The following is a 19777-nucleotide window of genomic DNA, read 5'->3' as shown; positions in this document are numbered from 1 at the left end:
TATGGCGACAGACAAGCAAGCGCGGCGTACCAACGCGTTGACCGATTGGGCCGATGCGGCCGCAGGCGTCGGGTTCGATGTGCCGACCCAGGCCGATATCCTCACCATCGCTGCGCATCCCGACAGCTGGGAGACGGAATTCGTCTCGTCGGCAGCCCGCGATTGGTCGGCAACGATTGCGCACATCAACCATCAGATCAAGTTTGGCATGGCCCCGAACGAGGTGGTGCGCCACCTGCCCGAAGAGCTGCGGACGCCGCGCAGTGGGCCGATGAAACCAAAACCTGCCCCTGTCGCTGAGCCTGTTGCCGCTCCTGTCGAGGTTGCCGAAGTTACTGAGAATACGGACGAAGAGCCCAAGCCGATCGACGCGCTCTTCGCCTGGCGCGCGAACCGAATTGCCGACGGTGATGCGGCTGCCGCGTCGATCAAGGACGTTACGTTCCACAATCTGATCAAATACGGCCACACCTCTGCCGCCCAAATTCGCAAACAGCTACGCGGACCATCGGTCTCGTTGGCAGGCAGCATTGCCGAAGTGTTCGCTGCTCTCGGCGACAAGGAGGAAGGAGTAGCACCGGTTGTTCCCCCCGAGCGGGAACCTATGGAGCAGCAGGCCTCCTCGTCCCCGAAACGCGCACCGAGACGGCCGAGTCACAGGCTGCAACCGGCGACTGAGCAAACCCCCGCGCCGCCACATCCCACACCGAGGCCAACCCCCGCGCCGGCGGCCGCCCCGTCTGCAGGGGCGTCGGAGTTGGAGGGCCTCGACCACGCAGACTTCTGCGAGTTCAACTTCGAGAGCACGTTCGTACCCACCTCGTTGACGCTGACCAAAGTGGGCGAGAGCCAACGATTGTCGTGGTCCCCGCATCCCGACGCCGAGGGATCTGTCGCGCTTTATCGAGTTGTGTCCGGTGAGAACTCGGCACCGTACAAACCCGAAGCCGGCGAACTTCTCGGCGTCACAACTGGGACGACGTGGATCGACGAACGATTCCCCACATCGGCCGTGCGCAATTACCAGGTGTGGTGCCACCTCGGCCGCGACAACGCCGACGCGACGATGCAGCAACCGGACAAGCTCGCTCAGGGAGAGTCAGTCAGCCCGGTGTCGGAGTTCGTCCTCAGCGAAGATGAAGGGCGTGTCATCGGTCGTTGGTCCGCGTGGTCGGGTACACGGGCGGTACGCATCTTCCGGATCCCGCTGGACGGCGCGTCACCTGTCAACAACGATCCGAGATACCAGATCGAATCGCATCAGGACAATCTGACCGGGTTCGTTGACGAAGGCGTCGCTCGTGGGCAGCGGTACCTCTACCGTGCTCTGTCCGAAGTCCTCGTCGGCGAAGGAACTCGCCAATCTTCGGCTTCGCAGGGCGAGATTTTGGTGTCGGTTGTACTCGCGCCCGTCGATGACCTGACGGTGCACCCGGATGATCATCCGGATAAGCCGTCTTTCGATCTTTCGTGGAAGACGCCGGAGTCGGGCAACGTGTTCGTTTACCGCACGCAAACTCCGCCCGACGCCGGACTTCGCTTCGCCGCGCTACCCGAGGCGGCCATCGAAGTTGAGGGCCTGACGCGAGCGATGCAGCTGGCGCATCCGATCGAGGCAGGGGACGCCTCCACGTCCAGGATGCGCCGAATTCCTTGGCCGACAGGCTGGGATCGCGCGTACCTGACACCGGTCACCGTCCTCAATGGTTCTGCGCGAGTGGGTAAGACGACTGTGCAGACGCGCCCGATCCCGCCGGTAACCGACGCGAAGATCGTAGAGCGTTGCGCCACGCAGCTGGTCACGTTCGGTTGGCCGAAATCAGCGGCCAGCGTGCTCGCGTACCTGGGTCCACGCAATCACACGCCAGAGGATCTCCTCGAGTCCAGGCCCGAGCAGGAGATTTCTTCAGCTCAGTACAAAAACGCTGGTGGGTTGACCTTCCGGCCACTTCCGCCCAACGGTTGTGCCCTGCATCTGATTCCGATCGCCTACTCGCGGGGGGAGCGGGTGACCGGAACCGTGACATCGCTGGATTACCCCGGCCTGACCAGAATTTGGTACACCCTCGATCGGACTTCAGGACCTAACGGAGGTACACGCTTGGGGGTCACCCTCTTTGCGGGTAACGAACTGGAGCCGCCCGCTCCGTTGATGTTGGTGCATAATCCCGAGCGACTGCCACTGAGTGCTCGGGATGGTGAACCGCTGCCGCTGAGCGATCAGAACGACCCGTCTGGACGAGGAATGCGTCAGTTTCTTCCGCCGAGGTTGGTGCCGCAGTGGACGCCAACGGGGTGGAGTGCGGACGTGACAGGTCGCCCGGGTTATGTGCGACTGTTCTTGGACATCGACCCGGTACGCGCACGCGGCTTCGCCATGTTGGATCCAGCCGTGTCGGAATTGGTTCTCGAACCCAACGCGGGCCCTGATCGCTGATGACGGCCGACCGAGGACGTTTTGCACATCTGATCTACACGTCGTTCGATGACGGGTCTGGAACGGGCGGGGGATGGCAGGTCAAAGATGTCTCCGGGGGTATCGACTCGGCGGAGAGGGAGGTACTCACCGCGTGGGTAGCTACCCGCTTCGACCTTGTGCCGGCACTCGACCGGTATCCGACACCGGCCGACATCGACAATCGGCAGCGTCGACTGATGTACGCGAAGGTATCGGGAGGTGCCGCATATTGGCACACGGTGGAAGCGGGAACCGACGGTTCGGGCCGGCCAGGAAACGTCTTCGCCCACGTCGTGCTCGATCGTGAAATCGACGCACCAGAACCCCCGTTCAGGCCCATCGAAGTCTGGCGTTCGCCGTCGTGGCTGATGCCGTACGGGCCGGTCAATACGCGGGCCGCAACGGTTGAATCAGCTGAATTGCCGGAGTTCGGGGACGTTGTCACGCGGGACCGCGTCATCGACTTCCTGCTCGACGCCAGCGTATTTCGGCAGAATACGTTGCAGGTTTTGCTCGACGCAGTGGTGCATTCGTGGGATGGCGGCGCACCCGTCGTTCTTTTGGTGGAAAATTCGGCGTCCGCCGCCCTGTGGATAGGAGCGGTCGAATACCTCATGTCTCCGGGCACGAGTCGCCACCTCAGCTGGAGTACGCACGACCGAGCCGACGCAGTGAGTGAGAGCATTCGGCGAAAGATTCATCTGACAGTGGCACCCGGCTCCGAGCGTGATGCGCTCACCGGACGTGGTGACATCGTGTTGCTCGACGAAACCGACGACCCTACTTTGGGTGTGCTCGATGCAGAACCCCACATGACGCAAGCCGGAACTGCCGTGGTTGTCACACCGTGGTCGATGTTGGCGCAGGCCGTCCTGATCGATCACTCGACAGCGCTGCTCGCACTCGGAATGCAGGATTCGATCGCCATCGAAGCCGGAGACAGTGGACTGTCGCCCATGTGGCCGCTGGCAATGGCCGTCGCATCGATGCCGGGCATGGAAGACGTCAGGAAGGAAGCCGCACGGGTCATCTCCGAACAGCGCCCGATAGCCCTGGCACCCGGGTCTCGTCTGGCCCTGGTCTCGGATCAAGTTGACGAGGAGTCAGCACCGAAATCCACAGCCGAAGCTGTCGCGGGTCTTCGTAGGGCGCAATCACACTCTCGCCCTGCGTCTGTCGCGCTGAGCTATGTTGTCCGCCTCGCCATCATCGATAAAGAATGGCTGGCCAACAATCGCGCCAGCGAGATCGGTGCCGTGTTCAGCGGCCCTACCCCCGGAGCTCTATCGGCAACCGTTCAGACCGTTCTGCACGGCTACATCGAGGCAGCGCAAGACAAGTTCACCAAGAAGGTCGACCAGGCGGTGCACATCCTTCGCATCGCAGACCTTCTCGTGGTGACGAATTGCGATGTTGCAGTGGACGTCGACGTCGTCGACCTGCTGTGCAACGCATTGGAGACGGTGGTTGCGAAGTTCTCGGACCCCTTGTCGGGTAGCAGGATTATTCAATTGGCGGGGGGTCTCGATGAACGGACGCTGCACCTAGTCGTCAGACCGACACTGACGACTTCACCGGTCGCCCAGCAACTTCCGTTCGGCCACCGTTTTGATGAGGCTGTTCTTCGATGGGTGTTTCCGAGTTATCCAAAGATTCCGTTCTTGCGAAAGATTGCGGAAGCGAAGGACGAACCGGAATTCAGAGACGACGTTGCACTGTTCTCCGAGCTTGTCTACGGAACAGTTATTGCACAGTGGCACCCGGAACGTGGAAAATCCAATTTGCGTGAGTTCGCCGATCTCGCGCTGTGGGGGATCTTGAACGACGCGCGCGAAACGGGTGCTACAGAACGAGCTGATGAAATCCGCACGCTGTGTCGTTTGGATACCTTGTCGTTCGACGACCTCGATGTCTTGTTCTCACGGTTCGGCACCGCAATCCCACCCGAGGCCGCGCTTTTTGCGATTGTGAGCGAAAATGATTCTGGGTGCCTCGGGACTGTTTTGGCGCAACTTGCAGCTGCAGGCCATCGAATGATCTCTGACTATAAAGCCTTTAATGCCCAAGATCGCGCTGCGGTTTCATGGGGTGCGCTACGGGGTGTCGGGTCATGGACCGAACTCAGACGTGATGAGCTTGGTCAGCTGGTCGACGAGCATTTCGATGTCGTCATGGCTGATTTCGGCGGCGAGAACGCCAAGACACCGACCGCGCCGGTCGAGATGGCCTCGGACGTTCTGCGGAAACTTGCTGTCCTCTTCTACGTCGCACAGTCACGGGGCCGCGACGTGTCTGCGGTGCCGGCAGTTGTCAAAGAGAAGCTGAGAACGGCATTTGATACGCAGTCCGGTCTCCTGAGCGCTTTGATCGAGAATGGGGTCGTCGATGTGGCGGGAATTGCCGCGCGATCGTTCTTGGACTATGCGGACCAGCAATCGAACCGGGAACAACCTCGTCGCTCTCGCGAAGATGACATCATCGCGGATCTTGTCCGCCGCCAACTCTATTCAGGGCCTTCGGACTGGGAGTCCTTGCGGGACGCGATGTGGCCGACGATCCGCGAATTCTCAGCAGTCGAGGTCGAGATCATCTTCGCGTCGTATAGGCGGTACGTCGAGGAGTGGCTCGCCCAGTTCGACCTGCGGACCCGACCGGATCTGTCGTGGCCCGCATTCAGGACGGAACTGCAGTGATACACAATGAAGCCGTGCACGAGCATCGAGAGGACACCATCTGATGGTCACATACGTACTGGACGGCAAGAGCAAAGCTCACCTGCCGAAGCGGCCGTTGATGGTGACGATGTCGGTGGTTGGCGCACCCGGATCGGCAGCTCTGGACGTCCGCCGCGGGGGAGCGTCCGATCCTTCGGTGATAGCGCACAGCCCAGGCATGCTGATTCTGCCGAGAGTCGAGCACGAGATGTTGCTCGTTGCCGTTCCGGCACAGGGGAACTCGACTTTTCCCAGTGGAACCACGCTGCACGTGTCGGTTGCGGTCGACAGTTCACAGGATTCAGACCCGGACAGGGCGCAGCTGACGCCGCGCGATGTGTCCGGTCTGAGTTACCTCGAACTGGCGACCATCGGACCGGACGGTGACCGAATCGCGGTCGTGACACGGCTGGAGGAGCCGGAAATAGAGCTCGGCCCACTGGCATCGCTGGCGCGGGCAGCTGCCAGATCGGTGTTGCGGGTCGATCAGCTTTCGGACAGTCAGCAAACAATGCTCGACGTCAGAGTGGACTCGAGTGCGTCGATGCTCCCTGCTATCGCCGATGGAAGCGTCCGCGCGATCCTGGACATTTTGGCGGGCATTTCCACGGTCATCTCCTACGATCGACAGCCTAAAGTCAGTATTATCGGAAATCGCTCTGATGCAGCGTCATTCGAGACGGCTGGTGACCTTGCCGATAGCGTGCAGCAGCAACTTGCGAGTGCTCTACCCGGCGTCGGATTCGGCACCGGCGAGCAGTTTGGGCAGGCTCAGCCGGATTCCATGATCGTGCTGGTGACGGATTCCGCGACCGATTCGATTGTCAGTAAACATGAGTCGGCGAACTCTCACTTCGCGACGATGATCGCTTCGCCTTCCCGTGCGGCCCTACGTGCCGTCGCTTTCGCCGGCGCAATAGTTTCCCCAGCGCCGAACGGGACTGACACCTCGGAGTATCTGATCGCTAATCGGCACGAAGTCGACACGATTGTCCGGTCGTTCCTGCAGCAACTCACTGGACGAATTACAGCCGACGTACAAGGGTCCGCCCAATGACAAAGTGTCCGCGCTGCTTCAACTTTCTGACGCATGAGTGGTATGCGTGGACGGAAGAGACGCCGACGCGAACCGAGGAGGACAAACGCGCATCTGCGTTCAGTGGAGTACCCGTCACGATGGGCCAGACGGTCGAACTGCGCAAGCCCGAAAATGCTGCGCCGGACTGGACGCCTTCTGCAGACTACGGTGAAGAGCAGCTGGGTGGGCCTGCCGTCGATCTTTGCCCGATCTGCCATTACAAGCTGCCACCGGCGTGGCGGTGGGGGAACGCTACCTGCATCACGATGGCCGGCGCTCGTGCGACGGGTAAGACTGTCTACATCGCAGTCATGATCAAGCAGCTCCAGCGACTTGCCGAGCTGCGCGGGCAGTCCGTGGATCCGGCGAACCCCGAGACCGAGCGGAATTACCGCGAGTTCTACGAAAAGCCCCTCTACGAGGAACGGGGGATCTTGCAACCCACCCCGACGGTCAACACAGGAAGCTCGTACCAACGCGATCCGCTGATCTTCAGCTTGGGGAATTGGGGCAATGTTCGCCAGTACCTCGTGATTCGCGACGTCGCCGGCGAGGATCTCGAGAACTCGAACACCGACGGTTTCCCTTGGCAATTCTTCGGTCTCGCTGACGCCGTTCTGTTCATGTTCGACCCGCTCCGCGTCGAAGAGATAGCGGACCAGCTTCGTGACCTGGTTCCGATGCAGGGAAACTACGGCGGCGACCCCAAAGTAGTGTTTCGCACAGTCACCGGTGTGATCGACCGTGGTACGCCGCGGGTGGCCATGATCCTCTCCAAGTTCGATGCGTTGCAGGAACTTCAGTACGTCAGCGGGAGTAATTGGAGTCAGATCATGTCCAATCCCGGTGCAGCGTTCTCGCGTGATCCCGGTATCGGGGTGCCGTACGACGACGAAGACGGCAGACTTTTGCACGAGGAAGTCAAGAGCATGTTGCAGAAGCTCGATGCGGGCCCGATCATCAGATCGGTCGTCAACTCGAATACGGGACACCCCTACGTGCACAGGTTCTTCGCAGTGTCCGCACTGGGTGATTCGCCTGTGGGTAGCCGGTTGCATGAGAACGGAATTTCACCGTTCCGCTGCCTTGATCCGATTCGGTGGGTGTTGTCCGAGAACGGCATTCTCTAGAACGGAGACAGAGCCATGTCCGGAAACGATGACCCGTGGTTCCGAGCGGACGGTGCATCAACGCGGCCACCCGCAGGGTCCGACCCATTCGGCTTCGATGCTGGACCGGCATACTCGGCGGTTCCTAGAGCTCGAGACGCTCGGACCGCGCCGGCCGTGGCTCCGTTGATCTCCAGACCGGTGTCCATGCACGTGGCGTTCGCGTCATTGGTACTCGCAGCAGTGCTGGCATTGCTGACTGCATTGCTCGGGGTGCTGACGATTTTCGACCTGCAGGGAAAATTGCAGACCCTGATTGGAGCAGAGCCGTCTGGCATCGCAACCGTGTACACCGACGACTACATCGACGGAGCTACCCTCGTCTTCGTATTCGTGATGGTGGCGATCGCTGCTGGATTCGCCTGCGGCTATTTGCTGTTCGCGCGTGCTGTGTTCAAGGGTAGGCACTGGCCACGAACCTGGGCCCTCGCACTCGCGGTCATTTCGCTGTTCGGCTTGTTCGGCGGGCCGTTGATAACCGTTATCGTCTTGCTGGGCCTGATTGCCGTAGGTGCGCTGTGGCTGCCGACATCGAGGCGATACTGCGACTACGCGTCGACCCGTCTGTAGGGTTCAAGAGTGGGTGGCCCACTGGTCAGGACCGTGTGATTGGTGCACTTCAATGCAACATCACTCGACGTGTAATCGGATTCGCCTGGAACTAGGTCGGCCGGGGTCCTGTTACGCAGGTTGATTGGCGAACGAGCGCTAGATGGGTCAGCGGTTCTGACCCGGCTCGCTCACGTGACCATTCCCGCCCGGAAGGCAGCCAATGCCGCCTCGACTCGATTGCGCACACCGAGTTTCACGAAAATCCCGGAGATATGGGTCTTCACCGTCGTCTCGCTGAGGTATAGCTCGGAGGAGATGTCCGCATTGGTCGAACCAGTAGCCAAGATACGCAGCACATCTCGCTCCCGCGGACTCAGCACGTCCATCGACACCGATGTCGGGGCCACCGGCACCACCGACGTCGCCACGATTTTCCTGAGCGAATCTTCACTGAACAACGTGTTGCCCGATGCCACCGCTCGAACCGACTGGTGGAACGTCTCGGGTGCCTCGCTCTTGCTCAGGAAGCTGTGCGCCCCCGCCTCGATGGCGCGCACCACCAGATCGTCCACATCCATCGCCGTCATCGCAATGACCTTCGGGGGATGGGCCAGCGCCATCAACTCGCGTGTGGAGTCCAGTCCACCGACCCGGCGCATCTGAAGATCCATCAGCACCACGTGCGGTCGGAACGCCGCCACTGCATCAGGAACCTGGTCGCCGTCCTCCACGTCGGCCACCACCGCAATGTCCGATGTCTTCGCGAAGATGTCCGACACACCACGCCGAACGAAGGGGTCGTCATCGACGATCAGAACGGTGATAACGGCTGGCGTTGTCATGGTTCGCTGAGCTTAGAACGCCACTCCGACATTGCCCGTCAGGAGTACCACGGCAACCAGCACGACACCACGAACTCGCCCGGCTGCGCGCCGGCACCGAACGTGCCGCCCACCCCGCGGACCTGTTCGGCTAACCCCGCCAACCCCGTACCCGAGCCATGCTCGAACGCCGGTTGCCCCATCAGCTGATTGCGCACCTCCACGCGAACGCCCGCTTGATCGGACCCGTACACCGCCACTCGGATGGTCGAACCGGCGGCGTGCTTCTGCGCGTTGGTGAGCGATTCCTGCACCACCCGATACGCCACATGACTGCTCGTAGCGCCGATCTCACCGGGCGTCACGTCGAGCATCAGCGACGTGTGCAAGCCTGCGTCTCGCGCCGAGTGCACCAAATCGGAGATGCCCTCGACGCTCTGCCGGCCGCCGCCCGAGTTGTCGGCCGATCCGCGCAGCACGCCGATGATGCGCTTGAGCTCGTCGAGCGCATCGTGGGCGGTCTGCCGAATCATCGATGCAGTTTGGGCGACCTTCTCCGGCCCATCGGCACTGTTGACCTGCATTCCGCCTGCGAACAGCGAGATGCGACTGAGGCTGGCGGCGAGGGTGTCGTGCATGTCGCGGGCGATGCGGGCGCGCTCCGCATTCAGCAGCATCTCCTCGCGAAGGGCGTTGGACTCCACCGTCACCTTGTCACGGGTGACCACAGCCTCCGTCAGGTCGGACCGTGTGCGTCGCAGCACCGCCCCGCCCACGACCAACCCGACGAGCACTGCCGCGACGACCCACGGAATCCACGCTGGGACGTCCCACTCCACCGGCACGGATCCGTCCTCGGCCTTCGTCGAACCGAGGGTCAGCACGGAGTAGTACCGACTGCGATGAGCGTCGTACAACAACGACACTCCGCACGCGACGTACACCGCGACGGCAGCAATCACGAGCGGCTTGGTTCGCGCGAACGCACCGACAGCAAACAGGGCAATCAACGCCGCCGTCGCATCGGTGGCGAAGAACAGCGGCCCGGCCAACGCCAGTCCCAGAACCACCCATGGCCGTTCGTGTCGCCAGATCAAGGCGACACCGGCGATCAGGTTGAGCGTGACGCCGATGCCGAGGTTCCATCCCGGTGTACCCGACGAGCCCGCCAGCCCGGCGGTCATGAGCGAGCAGAACAGGCTGAAGACCACCGCCACCGTCGTCCAGGCTTTGCGGCGCAGGGTGCCTGTCCGATGCGTGCTCACGAACAGCAGCGTACGGGGGAGCACCGACACCGCGGATCGCCCGATCGGGCCAAATCACGACCGGTGATGGGACCGAAAGGAGGAGGGACACCGACCGGTCAGCCGAGGCGCGGACACGGCCGACTGCGGTGTTGTTGGTGCATCGTCGAAACGGAAGGAATCCAGACATGACCACCAACAACCCGAACCCCCAGCCTCAGTACGCCCCGCCCGCTCCCGAGCAGAAGAAGAGTTGGTTTGCCCGACACAAGATCCTGACCGTCATCCTGGCGATCGTCGTGCTGGGTGTCATCATTCGGCTCGTCGGTGGTGGCTCGTCCGAGACCCCGACCGCTCCCGCGCCGGCCGGGTCCTCGGCGTCGGAGGAAGCGGCTCCCGCAGCACCGGCTGAGCCGAGTAGTCCGGGGATCGGTGTCCCGGTGCGCGACGGCAAGTTCGAGTTCGTCGTCACCACGGTCGCACCACCCGTCGCGACGGTTGGCTCGGAGTACTTGACGCAGACCGCACAGGGCGAGTTCGTTCAGGTGACGATGACCGTGCGCAACATCGGCGATCGAGCACAGAGCTTGGACGCGTCCTCGCAGAAGTTGCTCGACGCCGACGGCAAGCAGTACTCGGTCGACAGCCTCGCGACTGCCTACCTCGACGAGGGCATCGGCTACGAACAGATCAACCCGGGCAACGCGCTGGACACGACGGTTGTGTTCGATGTCCCCGTCGGGACCGTGCCTGCCGAGATCGAGCTGCACGATTCGGCGTTCTCGGGCGGCACGACGGTCGCTCTCCGTTGACCGACTCGAACAGCACTTGCACTCTCTCCAAATCTATTTCACTCGTTGCAGTGTCGGCCGCGACCTGAAGGAGGAAACTATGACCAACCCTCAGCTGTCCCTCGTCGCCGCACTGCTCGACCGCTCCGGCTCTATGCACTCCATCGCCGACGACACCCGCGGCGGATTCGACTCGTTCATCGCCAAGGAGCGTGAGGCCGACGGTCGGACCGTGGTCACGCTCGCGCAGTTCGACCATCGGTACGAGCTGGTCTACGACAACACACCCATCGAGGACGTCGGCCGCTCGTGCTCGAGCCGAGGGGCAGCACCGCGTTGTACGACGCAATCGGCCGGCTCGTCAGCGAGGTGGGCACCGGTCTGGCCACGATGCTGGAGGACGAACGTCCCGGCGCGGTGACGGTACTCGTAATGACCGACGGTCACGAGAACGCGAGTCGGGAGTGGGCGAATTTTGCTGTGCGAGAGCTGATTCAACGGCAGGAAGCCGAGCACGGCTGGGACTTCGTGTTCTTGGGATCGAACATCGACGCCGTCGAGGTGGGTGCCGATCTGGGCTTTCAACGGCACAAGTCGATGACGTACGTCTCGTCGTCGGTCGGTGTGACGGCTGCCTTCGATTCGGTGGCGGAGTACCAGCAACGGAAGCGCTCGACCGATGTCGATGCGTGTGCGGTATCGGCCTTCACCCCGGAAGATCGCAGACGCGCGCGAGGGGAGTAGGAGAGATCGGCGACGGCCGGGCTCAGTGTCACTCAATGGAGACTCTCGTCTGTCATCCGAGTGGAACCGCGCACGGCGCTGCTGCGTCTAACAGGCAGTTGCTCCATAGGTCAACAGATAATCGACGTTAGCCGGGGGAGGTATTGATGGGGTCTGAACCGTTGTCGGCGGTGCTGGAGGAGCTACACGATTTGTGCCGTTCGACCGGCCGTGTTGCCGATGAATTGGCTCGCGGACTCGGTTCGGTACAACCTGACATCGAACGGGTTGCCGATGGTTGGGTCGGTGCGTCCGGTAGCGCGTTCGATGCACACTGGGAGTCGGTGTGTAGTCGTGCTCGGGTGGTGACACGGGAGCTCGCTTCGATCGCGGTCGTGCTCGATCAAGCAACTCGGGATTATGCGAAAGCAGATGACTCAGTCGCGCTGCGCGTATCGGTTCTCAACCTTGAGTGAGTCCGAGGCTGAGTTCGCCGTCGAACTGGACGGTCTCCAAACTTTGGCCACGAGGCTCGACGGCTTGATCGAGTCCATTGATCGAAACGTGGCTGAGCTGTCCGCGCAGGCAGCGAGTGTGAGGTCGTATTGGACCGGTGAGGCAGCCGACGCCTACACCGAACGACACCTTGCTTGGCATGCCGCAGTGAGTGAGCTGACCGACGAAATCTTCAATGTTCAGGCGCGCCTAAGAAATGCGCATCACCAGTACTCGGATGCCGTGGCAACCAACCTCAGAATGCTTGGTCGGGGTTGATATTCATTGTCTCCAAATAAGATTCATCTGGATCCCGAGACCTACTACGCCGCCGCCAACGTGTGTTTCAGAGCGGCATCGGGCCTGTGCGAGGCAGTGCGCTCCGCGGGGAGTGTGTTGGATGAGTGTGGCTCGATGGCCGGTGCCTACAGTGAAGGTGTCACCTGGGCCGAAAGATACGACGAACATGTCAACGACTTCTATTTGGGCGCAAACGATCTGGTGGAGGCGTTAGAAAACTACGGTGACGTATTGACCCAGGCCGGATACAACTACGCCGTCGCGGAGTGGGCAGCCAGCCAATCAAGTGGCCTGCCGACCATGCCAGAGCTACCGAACTACATCGAGACGACTGTTCTCACACCAGCGCCGGCGGCAGGGGGAACCGGCGAAGGGTTGCTCGACGACGGTCTCGGGCTGGTCGGTGAGATCGGAATACCAATTCCAGACGGTGACACAGCTAAACTGGAGCTCGCTTCGGGCGCGTGGAACGTTCTCGCTACGGGCAGTGGATCGACCAATCTGCCACAGGATGTTGCTGCGGCGGCAGCGTTGTTCGCCGATACGACTGGCCCCGACGTCGAATTCATCGATGAGGACTTACGTGAATTGGGCGCAGCAGCATCAGACTTGATTGCCGCAGCAGCTGAACTGCGCGACGCGTGTGCCGAATACAAGGCGTCGCTGGTGGAACTGCGCGACGATCTCGAGTCGATCCTCACTGACCTCGCGAAAGAACTTGCGGTAACCGTAGCCGTGGCAATCGCGGCTTCGTTCATCACCTTTGGGGCCGGGGCTATTGCTGGTGCTGGTGCCTCGACCAGAGCAGTGCTGAAATACGGCAAGATCGTCCGAGATGCCATCGTCCTCTGGAAGTCAGCCAAAGGTGTGGGTACCAGGCTTGAATTCGCGAAGGATCTCAAGCGACTGCGTGCAACTTTAGGCCGTATCAAGGATCTGGGAAGGCGGACGAAGCCTGCCCCGGTGGGGCCGCCGCCGCATGTTCCCACTGGGTGGGTACGTTCCCCCGTGCGGAATGGAAAGGGCGAGATGTGGCAGAAACCGGGATCCTCCGGAAATTCCGATTCGATGCGGATCATGGATCCGACTGCGAGGTACCCGAACGGGTATGTTCGCTACTACAACGAACACGGTCAGCCCGTCAACCTGGACGGCAAACCGGGGCCCAACCCGGAGACTCACTTTCCCATCGAGCCGGACGGCTCATTTTCAGTCCCGAGAGGGTGGTAGCACGTGGACATTCCACTGGTAGGTCAAGTGATCGTGTCCCTCGAGTTCGGGTTCTCCCTGGCGCTGCGTACGAATCATGACTGCGAGTTGCGCATCGAATCCAGTTTTCGGCTCGATGAACCTGAGTCCGAGGGGTTCCAAGGTGCGCCCGACGCAACGCTTTCCGAAAACACCGCTGTCAGGCGTCTCGAGGGCAGACAAGTCGTGCGTGCGCACGCTTCCGACGACGGCGACCTGCGAATCGAGTTTGCCGACCGTGCAAGCCTTGAAGTTCCTTTCGACCCCGATTTCGAAGCCTGGACCGTGGCGGCACCCCAAGGCTTCAAGGCGGTCAGTGTGGCCGGCGGGGGGCTCACAGCCTGGGGCTGAAAGCAGCGGTACCAGCACGGATGCATGCCGATTGATACGAGGCGATACGCGATTTCATGCTGGTCTCGGTTTCGGCGGTCGCGCGTGTATTCGTCCGTCTCAACTCACGACTGCGCGAATGCTTTTCGTGCGCCGAAGGACGAGGTAGTGAGCATCGTGGGAGACGATCAGCAGCTGACGTCCGGGACACGCACCCTTGTCAGACCCTGCAGATACGGTTTCGGACGAGTCAAGCAAATCGTCAACGATCGGGGAAACGCATGGACGGGGCAGCTGTGGTCGAGAGAATTTGGTTGATGTTGGGTTCCGCGTTGACGCCTGCGGCGATGTTCGGCGTGTGGAAGTACCTCCTGAGGGATACGAAGTCGACGCTGATCGACGAAGCGTTTCGCACGAGGGACCTGGCCCTCGCGCAAGCGAAGAGGTTGCGGGAGGACGGGTACGTCATGGAGGCACAGGAGCGCGAAATGGACGGGCATCATGCGGTAGCACGTGTCTTCGCTCGGTTCTCATTTTATCGAAGCAATCGGCGGGTAATTTACATCGAGATTCTCTACGCGGTCACGCTGGCAGCCGTTGTCGTGGCTTCGGGTCTCGCGCTCGTCGGCGTTCCGAACGCAGTCTGGCCCGCAGTTGCGCTGTGCTTTCTGTCGCCGTTCGTTCTACTTGCATTCTTGGTGAGCGAGCGATGGGCGTCGAGGACGGTAGGCGAGATGGCTCGCCTCAGAGCTGAGGATGCGCAAAGCTTTCGCCTGCACGCAAACGAAGCATCGGCATCGATTCGATGAAAGGCCGGGGCCTATCCCGGAGACCCATCGTCCCGTCGAGCCGGACAGGCCGTTCACATTCCCGAAAAGTAGGCTGCAGGCGATTGCTATGAGACCAGAGCGCGAATCGGCGTCGGGGACCTCCCCAACAAGGTGGCCGTGACAGTGCTACTGGCCAGGAAGTCCCGGTCGTTGTAGTACTCGAACATGGCCGAGAGTCGCTGTTGTGCATCAGGACTCAATTCGGTGCCGTGAACGCTCATCCACTCGCCGACACCGATTGTCTCCATCGACACCGCCCGACCCGTCATCGCCTCGACCAGACGCACCACGTCTCGCACGCTCAAGACATCCGGTCCACCGAGTTCGTATGTCGCCCCGTGGTGCTGATCCGGACCCTCGACCAGAATCCGGGCAGCCACCTCGGCCACATCGTCGAGGCTGACGAAGGAGAACTTCGCATCGAGGCTGTAGGGCACAACGACACTCGGAGAACCGGTCAGAATTGACTCGAAGTTCTGCGCATACGCGCAGGGCTGCAGGATGGTCCAGTGCAAGCCCCGCGCCGAACCGAAGGCACGTAGCTCATCCTCGCATCGAGCCTTGTCCATGTGGTGCGGCATGCTCGGGCTGTAGGGCCAGGCCACGGAATGGTAGACGACGTGGTCGACTCCTGCCGAAGCCACTGCTTCCAGCGCCCGCAACAGTAGAGCAGGCTCATCCGGATGCACGTTGGGCGCGATGAAATACACGCCGCGGCACCCGGTGAATGCCTCGACAAGGCCTTCACCGGTCTCCAGGTCCACCGGAAAGTCAGTCGCAGAACGGCTTAGTCGCCGTACCACCGCCACGCCGTCGAGGGCAGCGGCGACTGCTCGTCCGGTCTTGCCCGTGGCACCGACGATCGCGATGTCGGTGCCACGGGACACATCAAGCTCCATCAGTGAATCTCAGCGATCGATGAAGTCGTACTCGGCAAACTTCGCGCCACCGGACAGGCGCTCGTACCCCGGCCCACGGTCGAAGAACGGCTCGTCGAGTCCGCGAGCGTTGCGTATCTCTGCGCGCAGCTTCTCCGATGCTTCGACATCGGCGGTCGGCGTTCCCTCCTCGATGACGACGCCGTAGTCCTTGGCCGCGAACTCGCGAGAGACTTTGCCCCACAGCACGTCCTGCTCAACCGACTCGATGGGTCGTTCCAGGGGATCGCCCCAGCCGCCGCCGCCGGTGGTGCGGATGCGGATGGTGTCACCGGCCAGAATCGGCTCGGCATCGGTCAGTGCGTCGAACTCACGCTCGTTCGGCTGACCCGGATTGAGCGTCACCGAGAACGATCCGCCGGCCTTACCGCCCTTGACTCCCCAGCACGCGAGAATCGAGCGATCGGCGATGGACATGAAATGCGCGTCCTTGAGCATCCGAATGTGCTTCTCGTAGCCCAGGCCGCCGCGGTAGCGTCCGGCACCGCCGGAATCCTTCGCCAAGCCGAGCCTTTCGACGATGAACGGGAAGCGGCTCTCGGTGAACTCGGTGGGCAGGTTCCGGGAATCGGGAACGACGTGAATGGTGTCTTCACCGTCCGCGTAGTGCCGTCCACCCGAGCCGCCACCCAGTACTTCACGCATGAGGTACGAGTTGCCGTCGAAGTCATCGCCGTACACACCGGTGTAGCGAATGGTCTCCTGATCGGCAGGCATGTTGCCGTCCACGGCCTTTGCCACCACGCCGGCGAGCACACCGAGCAGACGCAGGATGACGAACGTCCGAGCGTTGGTCGGAGCCGGGAAGATCGGGGTGATGAGCGTGCCCTTCTCGGGGAACTTCATCTCGATCAGCGGAATGACGCCCTCGTTGACATCGAGCTCCGCCATGCGTTCGGGGGAGTCCGCGAGGTTGCGGAGCACCGGCGCAAGCCATTTGGCCAGGAAATTACCGTCGGCGTAATCGCCGCAGTGGTTGATCGGACCCTTGGCCTGCGGTCCGGTTCCGGTGAAGTCCAGGATGAGTCGCTCGCCGCGCTCGTCCTCGGGGCCGGTCTTGGTCAGCGTGATCCGCTGAACGTGCAACATGGGCTCGTCGACGCCATCGTGCTCGGCGTAGTCCTCCCAGGTGTATTCACCCTTCGGAATCTTGCTCAGAATCTCACGACGGTAGATCTCTGTGGTCGCATCCATCATGGAGTCGAAGCACGCCTCGACGGTGTCGACGCCGTACCGCTCGTACAGCTCCGTCATCCGCCGGGCACCCATCAGGCACGCCGAGCACTCGGCGTCGAGATCGGCGGCCAACGCGTCGGGCATGCGCGAGTTGCGCGTCATGATGGTCAACGCAGCCTGGTTGGGGACGCCCTGATCCCACAGCTTGATCGGCGGAACCATCAGGCCCTCTTCGTACACGGTGGTCGCACCGGACGGCATCGAACCGGGGCAGCAGCCGCCGATATCGTCGTGATGGCCGAAGGCCTGGACGAAGGAAACGACCGACGGCTCGGTGTCGCCGGGCTTGGTGGCGAATACCGGCACCGTGACGCAGAGGTCAGGGAGGTGGCCGATGCCACCCTCGGAGAGATAGACGTCGTTGTGGAAGTAGACGTCGCCCGGCTTCATGGTCTCGAGCGGGAAGTCGCGAGCCACCGGATGCACCAGCGCGGAGTAGGAGCGACCCGTCAGCTTGCGCAGGTTCCGGTCGTGGATTCCGGCGCGGAAATCGTGGGCGTCACGGATCATCGGGGACCGCGACGTCCGCGAAATCGCCGTCTCTACTTCCATTTCCACGCTTGCCAGGTATCCGGCCACGATCTCGACGAGAACGGGATCAGGCGCAGGCGCGTCGACCGGAGAGAGCCGGTAGGGCTTGTTGTTCACCATGTCGATGACGGTCATCAGTTCGCTCCGTTCGAGTCGAGAGTGCGGGTGATGCGGACGTTGCCGAACGTGTCGATGCGGGCGGAGAAGCCCGGATCGATCGGTACAGTGGAGCTGAATTCTTCGATGACGGCCGGTCCGGTGATCGTGTCACCGGCACCGAGATCCGCACGGCTGTAGATGGCGGTCTCGTGCCAACCATCGAAGTAGGCCTGACGCGTTCCGGTGCGGGCACTTTCGGCTCCGGTTCCGGCGGCGATCTCCGACAGCACGGGTCGCTTGATGGGGCCGATACCGCTGACCCGCAGATTGACCCACTCGACGAACTGGCTGTGATCGCCACGGAAGTCGTAGCCGTACAGCTCGCGGTGTGTTTCGTGGAAGGCCTCGGCGGCCTGATCGATGCTCGCCTGGGTGATCTCCCCGTCGGCGATCGGTACGCGCACCTCGAAGGCCTGCCCGAAGTAGCGTAGGTCGGCAGAGCGTGCGTAGCGACGATCCTCGGCGGCGAAGCCTTCACCGGCGAGTGCTTCGTCGGCGCGAGCAGCGAGCACGGCCAGTTCCGACTCCAAGTCCTCGGCACGTAGACGGTCGTGGCGGCTGACGTGCGTTTGCACGTAGTCGTTGCGGACATCGACGGTCAGCAGACCGAACGCCGAGACGTTGCCCGGATTGAGCGGCACCAGAACGTCTTTCAACCCCAGGATGTCCACGAGGCGGCAGGCGAGCAGCGAACCGGAACCACCGAAGGTGACGAGCGTGAAGTCACGGACGTCGAGTCCGCGCTTGACCGAGATCTGCCGGAGCGCGTTGGCCTGGTTCCAGGCGGACACTTCGAGAATGCCGGTGCCACAGGCCTCGACCTCGAGGGAGAGCTGGTGCGCCAGATCTTCGATGCCCTTGCGTGCCAAATCGGTATCGAGCGGAATCTCGCCGCCCAGCAGGTGGGGAGGGATCCGGCCGAGGAGAACGTGGGCGTCGGTGATGGTCGGAGCGGAACCGCCGTTGCCGTAACACATGGGGCCGGGATCGGCACCGGCCGAATGCGGCCCGACACGCAGCGTGCCCTCGGGTGTCATCCAGGCGATCGAGCCACCACCTGCGCCGACGGTGACGACGTCGATCATCGGGATCTTCGACGGGTAGTTGCCGACGCGTCCCTCGGTGGTCAGCGCGGGCTCACCGCGGACCACGACGGTCACGTCGGTGGAGGTGCCACCGCCGTCGCAGGTCAACACCTGCTCGACACCGGCGGCGCTGGCTACCAGGGCTGCGCCGAGGGCACCGGCGGCCGGGCCCGAGAGCACGGTGGTGATGGGCTGGTGCACAACCTCTTTGGCGGACAGGACGCCGCCGTTGGACTTCATCACGTAGAACGGCACGTCACGGGCGTCGCCGGATTCCGTTGCGAACTCACGCAGCCGGTTGGCGATGTTGTTGACGTAACTGCGGATGTTGGGCTTGACGGCCGCGTCGACCAAAGTGGTAATCGCGCGCTCGAATTCGCGGTACTCGCGCAGTACCTCGGTGGAGATGGAGACCGTGGCCTCGGGATACTCCTCGAGCAGGATGTCGCGGACACGCTGCTCGTGGTCCGGGTTGGCGTAGGAGTGCACCAGGCATACGCCGAGCGTCTTGACGCCCTCGGCTTTGAAGAACGCGGCAGCTGCGCGTACGTCGTCATCGTTGAGCGGGCGGATCTCGTTGCCGTCGAACGACAGTCGGCCACGGATGGTGCGGACGCGGTGCGCGGGCACGATGCGATCGGGCTTGACCCAGAAGTAAGAGTTGCCGTAACCGTCGGGTACCGACTGGCGGGCGATTTCGAGTACGTGCTCGTAGCCCTCGGTGGTGATGAAGCCGAGGTTCTCGACCTTGCCCTCGAGCAGCTTGTTGGTGGCGACGGTGGTGCCGTGGCTGACAGCGCTGAGGGAATCACCCGAGACGCCCAGCTGGCGGAGCACCTTGTCGATGCCCGTCAGAAATCCCTCGGCCGGATCACTGGGAGTCGATGGTGTCTTGGTGGTCACCATGGCACCGGACTCCTCGTCCACTGCGACGACGTCGGTGAATGTGCCACCGGTGTCGATGCCGACCCGAATCTTTCGTGGTTCCACGCTTCCTCCTCAGGATGGTTCGTAGGCCACGCGTCCGAAGCTCGGATCTGCGGGTGCCTGACGTGTACTCATATTCGACCCGTTA

Annotated in this window: 18 protein-coding genes; 13 read left to right on the top strand and 5 right to left on the bottom strand. The window is 62.2% G+C overall.

Annotated elements, in window-relative coordinates:
- The first annotated feature begins 1 nt into the window (after position 1).
- The 5 genes from CH302_RS04380 to CH302_RS04360 all read left to right on the top strand — a co-directional run bounded on the left by CH302_RS04380 (position 2) and on the right by CH302_RS04360 (position 7989).
- Entirely contained in the window at positions 2 to 2437 is a 2436-nt protein-coding gene (locus tag CH302_RS04380; RefSeq protein ID WP_052047687.1) for a hypothetical protein, read from the top strand.
- Entirely contained in the window at positions 2437 to 5151 is a 2715-nt protein-coding gene (locus CH302_RS29925; protein ID WP_052047688.1) for a GAP1-N2 domain-containing protein, read from the top strand. Before CH302_RS04380 ends, CH302_RS29925 begins: the two co-directional genes overlap by 1 nt.
- 199 nt (positions 5152 to 5350) lie before the next feature.
- Complete coding sequence (locus CH302_RS04370) at positions 5351 to 6229, top strand: hypothetical protein (RefSeq protein WP_141216599.1); 879 nt, start codon at positions 5351 to 5353, stop codon at positions 6227 to 6229.
- The gene (locus CH302_RS04365; protein WP_037190873.1) at positions 6226 to 7380 is read left to right on the top strand and encodes a hypothetical protein; all 1155 of its coding nucleotides are present in this window, start codon (positions 6226 to 6228) and stop codon (positions 7378 to 7380) included. Before CH302_RS04370 ends, CH302_RS04365 begins: the two co-directional genes overlap by 4 nt.
- Positions 7381 to 7536: 156 nt before the next feature.
- On the top strand, positions 7537 to 7989 hold the full coding sequence (locus CH302_RS04360) for a hypothetical protein (protein ID WP_037190874.1): 453 nt from the start codon (positions 7537 to 7539) through the stop codon (positions 7987 to 7989).
- 170 nt (positions 7990 to 8159) lie between these two features.
- Here the strand turns inward: CH302_RS04360 and CH302_RS04355 are convergent, their stop codons facing one another.
- Both CH302_RS04355 and CH302_RS04350 read right to left on the bottom strand, forming a co-directional pair.
- Positions 8160 to 8813, bottom strand: a complete 654-nt coding sequence (locus CH302_RS04355) for a response regulator (protein WP_037190875.1) — start codon at positions 8811 to 8813, stop codon at positions 8160 to 8162.
- A gap of 38 nt (positions 8814 to 8851) precedes the next feature.
- Positions 8852 to 10057, bottom strand: a complete 1206-nt coding sequence (locus CH302_RS04350; protein ID WP_369679436.1) for a sensor histidine kinase — start codon at positions 10055 to 10057, stop codon at positions 8852 to 8854.
- A 167-nt stretch (positions 10058 to 10224) separates the two neighbouring features.
- On the opposite strand from CH302_RS04350, the gene CH302_RS04345 reads away from it, so the two are divergent.
- The 8 genes from CH302_RS04345 to CH302_RS04315 all read left to right on the top strand — a co-directional run bounded on the left by CH302_RS04345 (position 10225) and on the right by CH302_RS04315 (position 14732).
- Complete coding sequence (locus tag CH302_RS04345; RefSeq protein ID WP_037190878.1) at positions 10225 to 10848, top strand: DUF4352 domain-containing protein; 624 nt, start codon at positions 10225 to 10227, stop codon at positions 10846 to 10848.
- A gap of 79 nt (positions 10849 to 10927) precedes the next feature.
- The gene (locus tag CH302_RS30525; protein ID WP_230596280.1) at positions 10928 to 11248 is read left to right on the top strand and encodes a hypothetical protein; all 321 of its coding nucleotides are present in this window, start codon (positions 10928 to 10930) and stop codon (positions 11246 to 11248) included.
- Between the two features lie 11 nt (positions 11249 to 11259).
- A complete protein-coding gene (locus tag CH302_RS30520) occupies positions 11260 to 11571 on the top strand; it encodes a hypothetical protein (protein ID WP_230596281.1) in 312 nt (103 codons plus the stop codon).
- Between the two features lie 146 nt (positions 11572 to 11717).
- On the top strand, positions 11718 to 12026 hold the full coding sequence (locus CH302_RS30840; RefSeq protein ID WP_082323671.1) for a WXG100 family type VII secretion target: 309 nt from the start codon (positions 11718 to 11720) through the stop codon (positions 12024 to 12026).
- Positions 11983 to 12324 (top strand): WXG100 family type VII secretion target, encoded by a 342-nt coding sequence (locus CH302_RS04330; RefSeq protein WP_230596282.1) that lies wholly within the window; start codon positions 11983 to 11985, stop codon positions 12322 to 12324. Before CH302_RS30840 ends, CH302_RS04330 begins: the two co-directional genes overlap by 44 nt.
- Before the next feature lie 135 nt (positions 12325 to 12459).
- The gene (locus tag CH302_RS04325; protein WP_141216598.1) at positions 12460 to 13575 is read left to right on the top strand and encodes a WXG100 family type VII secretion target; all 1116 of its coding nucleotides are present in this window, start codon (positions 12460 to 12462) and stop codon (positions 13573 to 13575) included.
- A 3-nt stretch (positions 13576 to 13578) separates the two neighbouring features.
- On the top strand, positions 13579 to 13944 hold the full coding sequence (locus CH302_RS04320) for a DUF6188 family protein (protein WP_037190882.1): 366 nt from the start codon (positions 13579 to 13581) through the stop codon (positions 13942 to 13944).
- A gap of 260 nt (positions 13945 to 14204) precedes the next feature.
- Entirely contained in the window at positions 14205 to 14732 is a 528-nt protein-coding gene (locus tag CH302_RS04315; RefSeq protein WP_037190883.1) for a hypothetical protein, read from the top strand.
- Positions 14733 to 14818: 86 nt separating this feature from the next.
- Here CH302_RS04315 and CH302_RS04310 read toward each other — a convergent pair whose 3' ends face one another.
- Genes CH302_RS04310 through CH302_RS04300 form a run of 3 tightly spaced genes read right to left on the bottom strand, consistent with a single transcriptional unit; the run spans position 14819 to position 19692 of the window.
- Positions 14819 to 15652 carry an SDR family oxidoreductase gene (locus tag CH302_RS04310; protein ID WP_037190886.1) on the bottom strand — a complete coding sequence of 278 codons (834 nt, stop codon included), beginning with the start codon at positions 15650 to 15652 and terminating at the stop codon, positions 14819 to 14821.
- Positions 15653 to 15661: 9 nt separating this feature from the next.
- Positions 15662 to 17593 (bottom strand): hydantoinase B/oxoprolinase family protein, encoded by a 1932-nt coding sequence (locus CH302_RS04305; protein WP_037190889.1) that lies wholly within the window; start codon positions 17591 to 17593, stop codon positions 15662 to 15664.
- Positions 17593 to 19692 carry a hydantoinase/oxoprolinase family protein gene (locus tag CH302_RS04300; RefSeq protein ID WP_037190891.1) on the bottom strand — a complete coding sequence of 700 codons (2100 nt, stop codon included), beginning with the start codon at positions 19690 to 19692 and terminating at the stop codon, positions 17593 to 17595. The genes CH302_RS04305 and CH302_RS04300 overlap by 1 nt, the downstream gene beginning before the upstream one ends.
- Positions 19693 to 19777 lie beyond the last annotated feature (85 nt).

The sequence above is a fragment of the Rhodococcus sp. 15-2388-1-1a genome (assembly GCF_002259145.1).
GTDB lineage: Bacteria > Actinomycetota > Actinomycetes > Mycobacteriales > Mycobacteriaceae > Rhodococcoides.
The sequence above is the reverse complement of the archived record's forward strand: the minus strand, read 5'-3'. Positions and strand labels throughout refer to the sequence as shown.

What these genes read in the sequence shown, in the direction of transcription:
- CH302_RS04380 (WP_052047687.1), top strand. Translation starts at nt 2, where the DNA reads ATGGCGACAGACAAGCAAGCGCGGCGTACCAACGCGTTGACCGATTGG.
- CH302_RS29925 (WP_052047688.1), top strand. Translation starts at nt 2,437, where the DNA reads ATGACGGCCGACCGAGGACGTTTTGCACATCTGATCTACACGTCGTTC.
- CH302_RS04370 (WP_141216599.1), top strand. Translation starts at nt 5,351, where the DNA reads ATGCTGATTCTGCCGAGAGTCGAGCACGAGATGTTGCTCGTTGCCGTT.
- CH302_RS04365 (WP_037190873.1), top strand. Translation starts at nt 6,226, where the DNA reads ATGACAAAGTGTCCGCGCTGCTTCAACTTTCTGACGCATGAGTGGTAT.
- CH302_RS04355 (WP_037190875.1), bottom strand. Translation starts at nt 8,813, where the DNA reads ATGACAACGCCAGCCGTTATCACCGTTCTGATCGTCGATGACGACCCC.
- CH302_RS04345 (WP_037190878.1), top strand. Translation starts at nt 10,225, where the DNA reads ATGACCACCAACAACCCGAACCCCCAGCCTCAGTACGCCCCGCCCGCT.
- CH302_RS30525 (WP_230596280.1), top strand. Translation starts at nt 10,928, where the DNA reads ATGACCAACCCTCAGCTGTCCCTCGTCGCCGCACTGCTCGACCGCTCC.
- CH302_RS30520 (WP_230596281.1), top strand. Translation starts at nt 11,260, where the DNA reads ATGACCGACGGTCACGAGAACGCGAGTCGGGAGTGGGCGAATTTTGCT.
- CH302_RS30840 (WP_082323671.1), top strand. Translation starts at nt 11,718, where the DNA reads ATGGGGTCTGAACCGTTGTCGGCGGTGCTGGAGGAGCTACACGATTTG.
- CH302_RS04330 (WP_230596282.1), top strand. Translation starts at nt 11,983, where the DNA reads ATGACTCAGTCGCGCTGCGCGTATCGGTTCTCAACCTTGAGTGAGTCC.
- CH302_RS04325 (WP_141216598.1), top strand. Translation starts at nt 12,460, where the DNA reads ATGGCCGGTGCCTACAGTGAAGGTGTCACCTGGGCCGAAAGATACGAC.
- CH302_RS04315 (WP_037190883.1), top strand. Translation starts at nt 14,205, where the DNA reads ATGGACGGGGCAGCTGTGGTCGAGAGAATTTGGTTGATGTTGGGTTCC.
- CH302_RS04310 (WP_037190886.1), bottom strand. Translation starts at nt 15,652, where the DNA reads ATGGAGCTTGATGTGTCCCGTGGCACCGACATCGCGATCGTCGGTGCC.
- CH302_RS04305 (WP_037190889.1), bottom strand. Translation starts at nt 17,593, where the DNA reads ATGACCGTCATCGACATGGTGAACAACAAGCCCTACCGGCTCTCTCCG.